This window comes from Lysinibacillus sp. NPDC097231 (assembly GCF_044761885.1).
GTDB lineage: Bacteria > Bacillota > Bacilli > Bacillales_A > Planococcaceae > Lysinibacillus.
Genome location: NZ_JBIWDH010000017.1, coordinates 51,154 through 63,904, shown reverse-complemented (window position 1 = coordinate 63,904; position 12,751 = coordinate 51,154). Strand labels below are relative to the sequence as shown.

Genomic DNA, 12,751 nt, shown 5'->3' with positions numbered 1-12,751 from the left:
GTTGGCTCTGTTTTTTTCTTTTAGTAGTACTAACTGAATGAGAGAGACTTTCTTTTTATATCAAGTTCATTATATTCTCCATATTCTTCATTTATCTCTTACACCGGCAGAGATACCGTACCCCACTTAAAAGGGAGACAGCTTTGCCTCCCCTTCTTTCCCAGTCATGTATCAAGACTTCTACCTCCGTCATTTTCCCAACGATCAATATCATCCCAGCCGTCTGGTATTCCCCCACCTCTAGGAATGGATCCATTGCTTGCTACGAAAATATTCACCATATCATCAATGACATGTTATACATCATCCTTTTTATTAATATTCTTTTCTATTTTATGTCATGTACTATGTTTTAGTTCATGAGCCAAAAAGGAAGTTTGATGCACATTGTATCTTGAGTGATTTTTACTTTAGTCAGAAATAATGATAACATTTTCTGCCACGTACTTCTGGTCGCCTAAGCCAGCTCGTTCAATTAAATTAAAGGATACTTTTTGCCCCTGTTGAAGGTATCTAAAGTTGTCTGGAAATCGTTCTCTATCATATGAAATAGAGCTAAAATGAACGAAAACATGTATTTCTTCCTCATGATCAAGCATGATACGTCCATACCCTTCTTCTTCTTTAAACCATTCAACAGTTCCCTCTCGTTTCAAATCAGCACGCTCCCTCTAAGCTCATTATTTAAATTTGGATAACTTTACCTATATTATACATTTTTTAAAGAGAACTGTCATATTCAATGACAAAACCCAGCAAGCAAAGGTGCTTAGCTGGGGTATCATCATGCCTTCCATCGTCCCATCACAATCGTATGATAGTAATTGCCATCAGAAAGACGTTTATCATTTTTTAAAATTCCTTCTACTGTAAAGCCAAGCTTTTCATAGAGCTTAGTCGCTTTGTCATTTTTCCCTAAAACTTGCAAGGCTATTTTTTTAATATCATTGGCATCAGCCCAGTCTATAGATGTTTTCAAGAGATTTTTACCGATGCCGTAACCCCAGAATTCTTTAATAACGCCTACACCAAATTCCACTTTGTGGGCCAATCTTTTTAATGGTGACCCTGCACATCTTGAGAATCCAACGATACGGTTATCGACAACTGCTACTAAGCATATATTTCTTGGGCTCTCCGTATCTACGCGAATAATCTGTTCAAATCCTACTATATCAATATAGTCTTCTCCCTGTTCTCGATCGAAGTTCTCTGTTTCTCCATCCAGTTGTACCCTTAGGTCAGATAATGCTGGAGCATCTTCTATATTCGCGGATCGAATTGTGTACCGGAGTCCATTTACATGAAATTCTTGGTTATTTATTAGCATGATAAAACCTCTCTACTTAAAAATATTTTGCCCAATGTTAACAAAGCGGTTATGCCAAATCGATTCGTGATGCTTGATAATTTGTTGCGCATCTAATACTCGACTATCAACTGTACTATGCGCACCTTCTATTAAAATATTATGATGATATCCATGGCTATAAGCACTGCGAATGGTTGTATCAAGACAAAATTCTGTTTGGGCACCAGCAAAAATAAGCTGTTCAATTTTTTGTTCCTGCAAATATTGCGCTAATTCTGTTTGATAAAAGGCATCCCATGTTGTTTTTTGAATCACCTTATCCTCTGGCTGTCGAAGAAGCCCATGATAAAGCTCCCAGCCCGGCTTGCCGAATGCGAAATCATCATCTTCATTTGAATCTGTGTGTTGGATAAATATAATTGGGACTTCGCTGTGACGTGCACTTGTTATTAAAGAATTAATGTTTGCTACCACTTTTTCTGAGTCAAATAAGTAGTTTTGGCTATCCAAAAAGAAAGCCTCCTGCATATCTATAATGATTAATGCTTGTTTCATGTAATTCTCCTTTAAGAATTCGATTTTAACTCTACTATTTTACAGAAATTTTTGTCCTATTTAAAGAAAATTATGAAAAACGAGCATCCCAACAGGGGGATAATGTTATGTTGCTTGCCTTAATTATCTAAGTTTTATGCATTTTCTAACATTCATCACGGTATACTTTTCTGTTTATTCTTTATGATGCGAGCTGTAGCAAAGATACCTAATTGCCCCAGTACGTCACTTGCCTCCCGCTCCTGTCATTATTAGTTGCCACCATGACATAAGAAACCCCTCCATTGCACGAAGCTACGAAGGGGTAAGAAATTAGAGTTATTTCATTAATTCTTCAACAAATTCAAGTGGTACATATGTTTTTCCTGGTTCTAATAAAGCTGGGGCTACTTCAAAATTACGAAGTGCTTTATTATATCCGTATTCTTTTTGATCGCGGGTAATTGTATAAGATAAAGCGCCTTTTGAAATAATAGCACCTTTTCCTGTTGCTTCTACTTTAAAGCCTAACTCCTCAACAATTAAACGAAGCGGTACCATTTTTGTACCTTTTACTTCATAAAAATCTTTGTTAATAATTTCTTGTACAACAGAGTTAGATGGAGTAGATGGTGTTGATGGTTCAACCTCCCCTGGTTTCTCTGCAATCGTATCTAATACAACTACTTTTGAAGGTGGTGTTTGAGCTGGAATGCTCATTGTTGCAATTGTATAGAACACTAGTAAATGCTGCTCCGCTAAATCCTCTGCCTTTACTTCTTTACCAGATAGGCTAAGTAATTCTGATTCTTTCCCAACATTTAGTTTTAATGTGTTATCTGTATTAACTAAATCTTTATTGAAAAAGTCAACTTCAACCGTTCCTATTTCTTTTGTTTCCACAATAATTACCTCTGGGTTATATTGTGGTGGATAAATCATCAGCATTGGCTTGTTTGCATATGTGTAAGCCATTACTTGATCACCTTTTTGCAGCTTTACTTCTTTACCAGTATTATCGAAAACAAGTGTAGTATCATTCACAACAAATACATTTGTATTTTCGCCTTCATTAACTGTGTAATATGTAGCATTATCACGTTTTTCTACATTTTCTATTGTACCAGCAATTTTAATAAAAATCGGCTGAACTTGTGGTTGCTCCATATTATCAGTAGCGCTCGTTACAACTACTTCTCCTTCGTTTGCTGATGCAGATGGAACACCGATCGCGCCCCCTATTAATAATGCTGACATAGCAAATGGTACGACTTTCGTCATTTTCATAAAAAAGCATCTCCTTCATTCACGAATTCATAGAAGTAGTCGATTATAAAATGAAAAAGGTTACAACATTACCCTAAAAAGCTTTAACGGGTATTCATCTGTGGCGCGCGGGTTTTACCTTCTCTTCCGCGGGTATTTCATCGCAAAGCGCGGGTTTTCCCTCCTCTTCCGCGGGTATTTCACCACAAAGCGCGGGTATTTCCAGCTCAAATAGCATTAAAATATAAATTGGAGTCGATTTAGAACTCGTTGTAAAAAGTATTGATTTTCACTTTGCTTTGTTCGGATTTCTAACGCTACTTCTGGTTGATCGGTAATGACTCCGCTGACATTTTTCTCAATAAATTCATGTAATGAACGATCTTTATTTAATGTCCATACAAACAAATCGATTTTTTGTAGCTTCATTTCCGCGATCAGTTGCTCGGTTACCCATGATTCCTCCAGTGCAATAAAATCTACTGTTTCAACGATAGGCCCGATATTTAATGCATAGACAATACCCACCCGCAAGTTAGGTGCTATTTTTTTCAACTGTGTCATCATTTGTGCATCTGCTGATTGTACATAGTGCGTATCTAACACCTTATAAGCGCGTAGCTTTTCTACCAATTTAGGCAAGACATCTTCTGTTTCTTTGCCATGGACCTTTAATTCAATCAGCAGGCCAACGTCTAGAGCTTTTGCGATTTCAATAAAATCGTCTAATGAAGAAATTTTATCGCTATAGCCATTGGCATGAATCGTCAGCGTCTTTAATTCACCAAGGGTCATATTGGCGATGACACCATTTTTACCTGTTAATCTTCTTAACGTTCGATCATGGAAAACAACGAATTCTCCATCTGCCGTTTGCTGAATATCAATTTCGATGAGGTCTGCACCAGAACTAGCTGCGCTGACAAGACCGCTGATTGTATTTTCTACATTGCCTTCTGTATAGCCACGATGCGCAATAATCTTCGTATCTGGTGCATAGACACTTTTCTCTAACGAAATAACATTCATCACACTTAAAATGACGAAAATTACGAAAGCAATGAGAGTCAATGGCTTAAAGCGCTTTTTCTTAAATTTTTGTGTAAGCGTTGATCTGCGTGAAAAGGAAGTATTATAGGTAATGGCAACCATTACTTGTGAATACGTAGCTTGCAGTAAACTAAATAACACGACAAAGACCATTTCTAAAAAAGCAAGCGTCATCCCCGCTGTAACAAGTGCTGCACTCGGCATGAAACGCTCCAAAATATATAATGGCAATGTGCTAATAATCGTAATCCCAAATAGCACAAGTAAATGTCCCATCAACAGCATGGCTAATAAAACAAGCAGTTGAAACAATCCACGTCTTGAAAAACGCCAGCTTTGTAGCAGTGAACGAAGAATAGATATCCTTGGTTGAATTGTAAAAATTGGCAACGTCAAAATGCTTCGTACACCCACTAATACAAAGACACTAGTAACCGCAATATAAAGTAGTGTGCCAGAGCGCGTGCTCAACATTTCATCTGTCAAAAAATGTGGAATAGAGATTGCTTGCGTCAACGTTAGCGGAAGCAAAAATGAAGCTAATGGCAATAATAGTGCAAGATAGATTATCAAGAAAATAACTTGCACACTAAAAAAATAAATGACTTTACGATTAAGCTGCTGCCATATGTGCAGAAATCGATAACGAATACCCCGTTGTTGGTGAAAGGCCATTAAAAAAAGAAAGCCCATTTCATAATAAATAAATAGCATGATTAGCATGATTAATAGAAATATCATCGTGATAACAAAGGGATGAGCAATAAAGCTTTGAATATTTTGCTCAGTAATATGTGTAAAGCCAGTTACTTGCAACATTAGCTTAAATACGATAGTTGACACAGGAATAATAAATAAAAACTGAAATAACCTAGTCAGAGCGAAAACTTGGATATAATCAATGCGATAGATATAAATATTGTAGATGGCTTGTTGCATTACTTGTCCTGCTTTGTGCATTCACTCACCCCAGTCCATACCATCGTCTTCTTCATCTTCCAATCAAATTGAATTTTGTCCCATATAATATGCGAGGAAGAATCATAAGATTTATGTATTTATGGCGTCTATAAACATTTTCTTGAAACTTTTTAGCAGGAAGGACAGTAAATAACATAATCGATACTAATTGAAGGGACTTAACAATTATGAAACAAACCATTTTTAACCTGGGAGATGTCGTCAGTACAACCGTAATTCTTGTTATTTTCCTCGCCATATTTTTCGTGATGATAAATATGATTAAAAAGATGAAATCTACGGCTCCTCTTCCTCCACAACAAACACTTCCGCAAAAAGTAGATGACTTAACATTACGTGTAAAAAATCTCGAACAACAACTAGAAAATTTAACTGAAAAACGATAGTATGTGCTACAAGCATTCTTGGAGAAATTAAAAATCGCCGTAAGGATTACCCTTCACAGCGATTTTTTTCATAAAGTAAAGCTTTATTAGAGTGAGTTTCTTCATCCCCACTTTTACGAACGGTACATTTCACTCCTGACTTCTTTTAAATTACTGTCCTTCATAAACAATACGGCCATCTACAACTGTATAGGCAACTTTGACATGTGGAATGTTTTCAATATCTATAGTAAAAAGATCTTCTTCTAGAATAGTGAAGTCTGCTGTATAGCCATCTTCAATCTTACCTCGAATATGATCTTGTCCGATAATTTGCGCCGCTCCAACAGTGTAAAGTTTTACAGCCTCAAAGCGTGAAATTTTCTCCTGAGGATTGTAGCCGTCATGTGTCTCTCCAAAATTCCTTCTTGTCACTGCAGCATATAGGCCATACAAGGGATTGGGTACTTCAATTGGGGCATCACTACCACCTGCAACAACCAATCCACAATCGAGAAGCGATTTTAATGGATGCAAGCCTCGTACACGCTTCTCCCCCAGCCTCGCTAGTTCTGCCGCATACTCCCCTTGTACAAACTGTGGCTGCATATCGACTGCGACAGGTAATGTAGCTAGTTTTTTTAAAATACTTTGATTCACTAAGCTACAATGAATAACACGATCTATTTGACCTTCACGAGGTGGATGGGCGAAAAATACTTCTAAAATGGTTTCTATGGCTAAATCTCCAATGGCATGCACTGCCACTGTTTGTCCATGCGTGCGTGCAAGTTGCACATACTCCACTAATTGTTCTTTTGAATGTACAAGCATACCGTTATTGTCTGGTTCATCACAGTACGGTTCACATAGTGCAGCAGTACGCCCCCCAAATGCTCCATCGATAAAGATCTTCATCGCACCAAATTCTAAATATGGAGAAGTAGTTTCGTTCATATTTGCCACTTCTTCAAATACCGTGTGATGTTGTAATAAATGAACTTTAAACGATTTCTGTGCCTCCACAATCTTACGAAAAGCAGTAATTGGTTGAATCGGTGGGCCGTAATAGCTCAAATCCTCAGAATGCCCACCTACTAAGCCGTATGATTGAAGGGAAACGATCGCCTTTTCGAGAGCATCCTCTATATACGCAGGCGTAATATGAGGCATATGGTTGACGATCATATACAACGCGGCATCTTTTAAAACACCCGTTAGCTGTCCGTCCACCTTATCAATCACGCCGCCCTCTGGCGATGGTGTCTCATTGGTAATGCCTGCAAAAGCTAGCGCCTTGGAATTAGCCAAGATTAAATGATGACAGCTTCGTTTGATGATTAAATGTGCTTCACCCTGTGCGTCAAGCTCTGCTAATGTCGGATAAATTGGAACGTCGAATTGTGTTTCATTAAGCCCTATCGCAATGACCCAATCATTAGCAGGAACCTTTGTCATTCGTTCACGAACAATGGCCAGTAGCTCGTCCTTACTTTTGACGTTGGACACATCAATATGCTTTAGTTTTTCCCCATAACCGATGATATGTAAATGACTATCGACAAAGCCTGGATACATCACTCTTCCATGTAAATGTTGGATAGAAGTAGCTTGTGGCGACAAGCTATCAACTGAGCCTGTCGCCACAATTTTCCCTTCATTTACAAGGACTGCTTCAACTGTTTCGCCAACATGTGCCATTGTGTAAATTTTCCCACCAGTCCATAACGTTGCCAAAACAATTCCTCCTATGCTGTTGCTTCAATTAAACGAGCTGATTCTAAACGGCGTCGAACAACAACACCAAGCCATGCAGCTAACACTGCTTTTACTAAACCTAGAATAATAAATGGTGCTGCTCCACCCATAAATGCACCCATCCATGTTAAGCTCATCGCAAATTTTAACCATACTGTACCAAATGCCAAAGTTACAACCATTCCGATTACGTTTGAAACAATTGCATGTGGAATCGTAAGACCAAATTTCTTTAAATAAAGACCCATGATGATAGCTGTTGGTAAAAAGCCAACTATGTAACCGCCAGTTGGGCCAAAGAGAATACCAGGACCACCAGAGAAATTGCTATATACTGGTAAACCAGTTGCTCCTATTAAAATATATAATAACACCGATAATGTACCTAGTCTTGTACCTAAAATCGTTACGACTAAGCCTATCGCTAGTGTCTGCCCTGTAATCGGTACAGGTGATAATGGAATTGGGATACTTATTTGTGCTAATACTGAGATAATTGCTGCTCCAAAAGCCGTTAATACGTATTGATATGTACTACTATTTTTCAAACTAAACTGCCTCCCCTTGTGCGTTAACTATATATGAAAATAAGTTAACACAAAGATAAAGCAAATAAAAACTGTTGTCAATCAATTTTGAAAAATTGCGATAAAAAAAGAAATTACTATAGTGAACTAGCAATTTCTTTTCATAAAAGCCATTACCAAAGTGGTGTATTCGTGGGATCGTCCTCTTGTAATTCAAATAAATAAGGGGTTATTTGATAAATCAAGAAAATTGCACCAACTAGATAACATCCAATTCCAATAAAAAGGTTATCAAAAAAATAATGTGTAAAGATAATCAGCGGCAAATGCATATTGACCATGCCTGCTAGTTGCATGGATTTCTTTGAACGGTATTGTTTTTTTCCACAATTAGGACATTCTATTTCTCCGTTTTTCCAATAAAATTTATGTGCTTGTTTTAAGGCCCATTTTTCACCACACTGAATGCATGTAGGTAAGCCAAATCGCTTTTTTTTCAATCGGAGCTTTGTGAAAATGGCGACAATCATAAATAAACTAATTAAAAGAATACCTCTAAACCAGTCATTTTCTAAAACCACCCACATGACTGACGTATCTACTTCTGGTTGTGAAGCTGTTTGATGCTGAGTTTTTAACGGTTGATTTTTATTCTGTAATAATAAAAAACTAAAGGAAATCACTATGATTATAAACGTCGTAAGCACAGCTCGATATTGCCAAGGACTACTACCTCTTCGCGTGCTTTTTCGACGAGCTTTTTGAGCAATCGCCTGTTTTTTTTCATCAGTGAGCTTTACTTCTTGAAGTTCTCTTAATACATCTTCTTTAAATTGATTCATGGCGTAACACCTCCCAATCATAGTCACCGATAGCTGCTGCAAGTTGTTTTCTAGCACGTTGTAATCTTGTCCGTACGGTTCCTTCTGGACAACGCACGAGCTGTGCAATTTCCACGGTCGTCATATCCTCGAAATAATAGAGAATAAGCACCTCTCTATATGTCACAGATAATCTAAACATAGCTTCCACTAGCTCTCGTTTTGTGGACTTAGCAAGAAATTCTTTTTCAGGCGTAACTGCTGTAGTACGCCCTGTTATTTTTTCAAAGAGTGTCAGTCGTTTACTTTTCCAGCTACGCAAATAATCATGGCTACGATTGACCGTCATTTTCACTAAATATGTACGTAATGATGATTCCTGACGAAATTGCTCCTGCTTTTGATAAAAAGCGATAAACACATCCTGCACAATGTCCTCAGCCGTTGCTTCATTCTTTACATATAAATAAGCAACCTTCAGTAAATAATCACCGTGCGCTGCAATAATTTCTTCAATATCCATCGTTGTCCTCACCTTCTTTCTTAAACTACTGACGGACGCCGCTACATTTCCGATTCAAATTAATGAAAAATTTTTTCTTGCCTTAAGTGGGGGTGCTCTCATCCCCTCTATTGTTAGTCTTCACCAATCGGGCTTTTACGGCTCATTAAAGCGGGATAAAAACACCCCATAATCGTTAGTGTATATTCTAACAATTACGGGGTTGAAATGGTGATGCTGACAAACTTAAATACCGATCTCTCGCATTTTTACCATGACTTTATTCATACGGTCATCAATATCTGTGCCTGTGAATTTCTGAAACCTTATTTCACTTACGATGTTGCCATCGCCCATAAACAGTATACGCTCAGTCCTAGCAGCAATCTTTGGGTCATGCGTGACGAGCAGTACGGTAGTTCCTTCCGTGTTTATTTCAGAAATAATGTCCATAATTTCCTGCGCAGATTTTGAGTTAAGTGCGCCAGTCGGTTCATCACCGAAAATAATTTTGGGATTGTTCATAAGGGCGCGGCAAATTCCTGCTCGCTGAAGCTGACCTCCCGAAACTTGGGTAATATCACGCTTTTCCAGTTCCCCAATGCCAATCTTAGTCATTAAGGCTCTTGCTCTTTCAGTAATCTTCGCTACGTTTTTTCGATTATCCCGCATGGAAGGAAGGATGATGTTATCGAGAATGTTTAGATTTTTTAGCAAAGTCGGCTGCTGAAATATAAAACCCATTTTAGTTCTGCGTAGATCGGCAAGTTCCTTTTCACTAAATGCAGATAGATCACTACCATCAAACGAAACCTTTCCGCTGTTAATGCCGTCCATTCCACTTATTGCATACATCAGTGTTGATTTACCTGAGCCTGAGGGTCCCATAATCGAAACGAACTCTCCCTCGTTGATGGCAACTGACACGCCATCGAGAACATTATGCTGTTCATTGTCTACTCCGAAAGATTTTACAATATTTTCACCGATAATAATCTTCTTCATAATCTACTCCTTCATATTGTCAGTTATTTGTATGTGACCCGCTCTAGCTGTGCCAATAATCGTTGCGATAAGCACGGCGCATATCATTAATAATGGACTTAATAGGTAGGCCGAAAGTGGATGCACCACAAAGTTAAATGACGACGCTCCAAACGACGAGATAACCGCACTCGCCATTACTTCTCCGAGCGTATTTGCTAGAAGTGTCCCAAGAACGATTCCTACAATCAGCACAAATACCGAACGCGCCATAAACTGTAAAGTAATATCCGAGTTTGTAAAACCTAACGATTTCATGACAGCAATAGTGTACCTGTCCTTTGCGACAAGCATTTTCATAAACAAAAGCGTCACCAATATCGTTATTATCAGCGCAACAACTACTGCAGCATAGGAAGCTGTACCGACAGAGCTAATTGTCGAGCCGAATGTTTGTGCCATATATTCATCAATGCTCGAAACCTTTGCAAAATTAAATGTATCCACATATTCTGAAATTTTTTCTGCAACAAGAGATTTATCCGAAAGCTCTACGTAAATTACGCACCACATTGTATCCGCTAAATGGTCCTCAAAAACAGCCTTTGCCGTTTTACCACCATTCGTAATGTCAGAATAAATGCCACAAAGCGTGAGAGTTCTCTCCTTGCCATCAACAACTAGTGTGATGATATCGCCGATTTTTCTGCCTAGTTCATCAGCATTCATAACGGAAAGTGCTATTTCGTTTTCAGTGACAGGTGCCCTGCCCTCAGAATACTCTACAGGGAATATCGAATGGTCACCAAGCTCAATTTTTATGCCTTGTTCAGATCCATTGTCCGTTTTTACTTTGAATGTTTTGGTCGTAAGCACAGCATATTTTGTGATTGTTTGGTCGTCCTGTAGCGTCTTTACAATTTCCGAGGCTTTGCTAGATATATTGTCTGTTTGCTGAACATCAATGCGCAAATCACTACTTCCTATCCCCATATAGGTAATGAAATTTTTGGAGGAAATCGTGTTATATAGGTTCTGTGGAACGATAATGATAAATGTTGAAATCACAAGTACCGCAAGCATTGTAGCGTAAAGACTTTTTCTTGTTAGAACATCTTTTATGCCAAGAAAAATATTGGTATTAAACAGCCTGTTTCTGCTCAAATAAAAATGTTTTGCGCCTGCAGATTTTTCCTGGGAAGTGCCAAAGCGTATTGCTTCCGCGGCCGATATTTTCCGAAAGCATTTCAGGACATTGCTGACATAAGCAATAATTGCTAGAAACACGAGCAAGATGCCGACTATTCCGAAAAATAAAGCGCTAGAAGAATTGTCACTTTCCCCCATATAAAGTCTTATATTTTCCAGAAGCATGCCTCTAAATACAAAGGAAAGTGCAAATCCGATCGTACAGCCAACTGCCGCAAGCATTGCGTATTTGGCTAGATAAATCTTTTTTATGTCGGAAACGCGGAGCCCTATTGCCTTCATAACGCCTATTTCACGGTAATCGTCTTCGATTTTCGCTAGTAGTGTAAAGCGTATGCACATAAATGCGATGGTCACAACAAGTACACTGACTAGGAGTATGACTGCAATCATTAGCCCATCGGAAATGGCATTGAGCATTTTGAAAAGTGGATATGTAATGGTTGGTCCGTTTGCTTCCAGTCCTGCGGAGGTGTAGGCTGCTTCAAATGCACCAATGGCAGATATGTCCTTTAACCGGAACTCAATCAGAAATTCCGTACTTCCGAAATTCTTGAGAACCGCATAATCATTTTGACTAACAAGAAACCTCTTGGACGAGGCAAGTAATGAATTCATTTGAGAATCGCGGAGAAAGCCAGCAACGGTCAATTTCTTGCCGTTAATCACAACCTTGTCACCAACTTTTACAGTACCATCCTTCATATAGCCTACCGGAGCATAAATCTCTCCATCGTTCACATTGATAATATGACCATCAAGATCTAGAAGATAATCAAATTTTTTGCTCTGTGTGCTGAAGCCGTTGTCCTGTACACTATCCGCAAGCGATTTTCCGTCAATGACAATTTGCGCACCGTCCACATTGAGAAATTCAAGCACCTGATATTCATCGACATGACTGTTGTGCTTTGCAAAATCGGTAAGTCGTTCAATATCAATGTCCCCCGAATGCATCTGCATAAAATGCGGCGTTTTCGACTGCTTCATTAGCGTATCAATCGCACCCGAAAGATTTACGATAAGTATTGCCGAAAGAGCAACAAGCATAGCCGCAGTAGCAACAAACATCATAGTTGTCACTGTTATCAGTTTGCTTTTTGCGATGTCATTACGGATTATTCTGTTATACATAGGTCACCTCTTTTTTCAAGCTTTTTTAGCATTTACATGTTGTGAAGCTAAAAATCAAATGATCGCCTTCGAACAAAAAAGTTGAGGTCATAAATTCAAGGAAGGATACGACCCGAGCAGTTCTCCTTTGCACCTGAGCGATTTTCTCTTTGACCCGAGCAGTTTTCCCTTGCACCTGAGCGATTTTCTCTTTGACCCGAGCAGTTTTCCTTTGTACCTTCCCAGACATCACAGGCACAAAGGAGGAAAGTCCGTTTCCTTTTACTGAAATAGCATGAATAATTGCCCTGAATTATTCAGTGCCGTTG

At 38.6% G+C, this 12,751-nt stretch carries 12 protein-coding genes; 1 reads left to right on the top strand and 11 read right to left on the bottom strand.

The window, feature by feature from the left end:
- Window positions 1-410 precede the first annotated feature (410 nt).
- The 5 genes from ACIQXF_RS12075 to ACIQXF_RS12055 form a co-directional block, all read right to left on the bottom strand.
- Window positions 411-656, bottom strand: a complete 246-nt coding sequence (locus tag ACIQXF_RS12075) for a cold-shock protein (RefSeq protein ID WP_402783158.1) — start codon at window positions 654-656, stop codon at window positions 411-413.
- Between the two features lie 128 nt (window positions 657-784).
- Window positions 785-1,330, bottom strand: a complete 546-nt coding sequence (locus ACIQXF_RS12070) for a GNAT family N-acetyltransferase (protein ID WP_402783156.1) — start codon at window positions 1,328-1,330, stop codon at window positions 785-787.
- Window positions 1,331-1,342: 12 nt separating this feature from the next.
- The gene (locus ACIQXF_RS12065; RefSeq protein WP_402783154.1) at window positions 1,343-1,867 is read right to left on the bottom strand and encodes a cysteine hydrolase family protein; all 525 of its coding nucleotides are present in this window, start codon (window positions 1,865-1,867) and stop codon (window positions 1,343-1,345) included.
- 318 nt (window positions 1,868-2,185) lie between these two features.
- Window positions 2,186-3,133 (bottom strand): stalk domain-containing protein, encoded by a 948-nt coding sequence (locus ACIQXF_RS12060; RefSeq protein WP_402783152.1) that lies wholly within the window; start codon window positions 3,131-3,133, stop codon window positions 2,186-2,188.
- 216 nt (window positions 3,134-3,349) lie between these two features.
- Complete coding sequence (locus ACIQXF_RS12055) at window positions 3,350-5,122, bottom strand: glycerophosphoryl diester phosphodiesterase membrane domain-containing protein (RefSeq protein WP_402783150.1); 1,773 nt, start codon at window positions 5,120-5,122, stop codon at window positions 3,350-3,352.
- Between the two features lie 188 nt (window positions 5,123-5,310).
- Between ACIQXF_RS12055 and ACIQXF_RS12050 the strand changes: the two genes are divergently transcribed.
- The gene (locus ACIQXF_RS12050; protein WP_402783148.1) at window positions 5,311-5,529 is read left to right on the top strand and encodes a hypothetical protein; all 219 of its coding nucleotides are present in this window, start codon (window positions 5,311-5,313) and stop codon (window positions 5,527-5,529) included.
- Window positions 5,530-5,679: 150 nt separating this feature from the next.
- On the opposite strand, the gene ACIQXF_RS12045 is transcribed toward ACIQXF_RS12050, so the two are convergent.
- From ACIQXF_RS12045 to ACIQXF_RS12020, 6 genes are all read right to left on the bottom strand, one after another.
- Window positions 5,680-7,245: an amidohydrolase gene (locus ACIQXF_RS12045; RefSeq protein ID WP_402783146.1), complete on the bottom strand. Its 1,566-nt coding sequence runs from the start codon at window positions 7,243-7,245 to the stop codon at window positions 5,680-5,682.
- Between the two features lie 11 nt (window positions 7,246-7,256).
- Window positions 7,257-7,814 carry a biotin transporter BioY gene (locus ACIQXF_RS12040; RefSeq protein WP_402783144.1) on the bottom strand — a complete coding sequence of 186 codons (558 nt, stop codon included), beginning with the start codon at window positions 7,812-7,814 and terminating at the stop codon, window positions 7,257-7,259.
- A 152-nt stretch (window positions 7,815-7,966) separates the two neighbouring features.
- Window positions 7,967-8,635 carry a TIGR04104 family putative zinc finger protein gene (locus ACIQXF_RS12035; protein WP_402783142.1) on the bottom strand — a complete coding sequence of 223 codons (669 nt, stop codon included), beginning with the start codon at window positions 8,633-8,635 and terminating at the stop codon, window positions 7,967-7,969.
- On the bottom strand, window positions 8,622-9,137 hold the full coding sequence (locus ACIQXF_RS12030) for a sigma-70 family RNA polymerase sigma factor (protein WP_402783140.1): 516 nt from the start codon (window positions 9,135-9,137) through the stop codon (window positions 8,622-8,624). The genes ACIQXF_RS12035 and ACIQXF_RS12030 overlap by 14 nt, the downstream gene beginning before the upstream one ends.
- A gap of 225 nt (window positions 9,138-9,362) precedes the next feature.
- On the bottom strand, window positions 9,363-10,121 hold the full coding sequence (locus ACIQXF_RS12025) for an ABC transporter ATP-binding protein (protein ID WP_402783138.1): 759 nt from the start codon (window positions 10,119-10,121) through the stop codon (window positions 9,363-9,365).
- 3 nt (window positions 10,122-10,124) lie between these two features.
- Window positions 10,125-12,443, bottom strand: coding sequence for an ABC transporter permease (locus ACIQXF_RS12020; RefSeq protein ID WP_402783136.1), 2,319 nt, complete (start codon window positions 12,441-12,443; stop codon window positions 10,125-10,127).
- Between the last annotated feature and the right edge of the window lie 308 nt (window positions 12,444-12,751).

Excerpts from the sequence above, each read along its gene's own strand:
- ACIQXF_RS12030 (WP_402783140.1), bottom strand. The coding sequence starts at position 9,137 with ATGGATATTGAAGAAATTATTGCAGCGCACGGTGATTATTTACTGAAG.
- ACIQXF_RS12050 (WP_402783148.1), top strand. The coding sequence starts at position 5,311 with ATGAAACAAACCATTTTTAACCTGGGAGATGTCGTCAGTACAACCGTA.
- ACIQXF_RS12055 (WP_402783150.1), bottom strand. The coding sequence starts at position 5,122 with ATGCACAAAGCAGGACAAGTAATGCAACAAGCCATCTACAATATTTAT.
- ACIQXF_RS12060 (WP_402783152.1), bottom strand. The coding sequence starts at position 3,133 with ATGAAAATGACGAAAGTCGTACCATTTGCTATGTCAGCATTATTAATA.
- ACIQXF_RS12025 (WP_402783138.1), bottom strand. The coding sequence starts at position 10,121 with ATGAAGAAGATTATTATCGGTGAAAATATTGTAAAATCTTTCGGAGTA.
- ACIQXF_RS12070 (WP_402783156.1), bottom strand. The coding sequence starts at position 1,330 with ATGCTAATAAATAACCAAGAATTTCATGTAAATGGACTCCGGTACACA.
- ACIQXF_RS12065 (WP_402783154.1), bottom strand. The coding sequence starts at position 1,867 with ATGAAACAAGCATTAATCATTATAGATATGCAGGAGGCTTTCTTTTTG.
- ACIQXF_RS12035 (WP_402783142.1), bottom strand. The coding sequence starts at position 8,635 with ATGAATCAATTTAAAGAAGATGTATTAAGAGAACTTCAAGAAGTAAAG.
- ACIQXF_RS12020 (WP_402783136.1), bottom strand. The coding sequence starts at position 12,443 with ATGTATAACAGAATAATCCGTAATGACATCGCAAAAAGCAAACTGATA.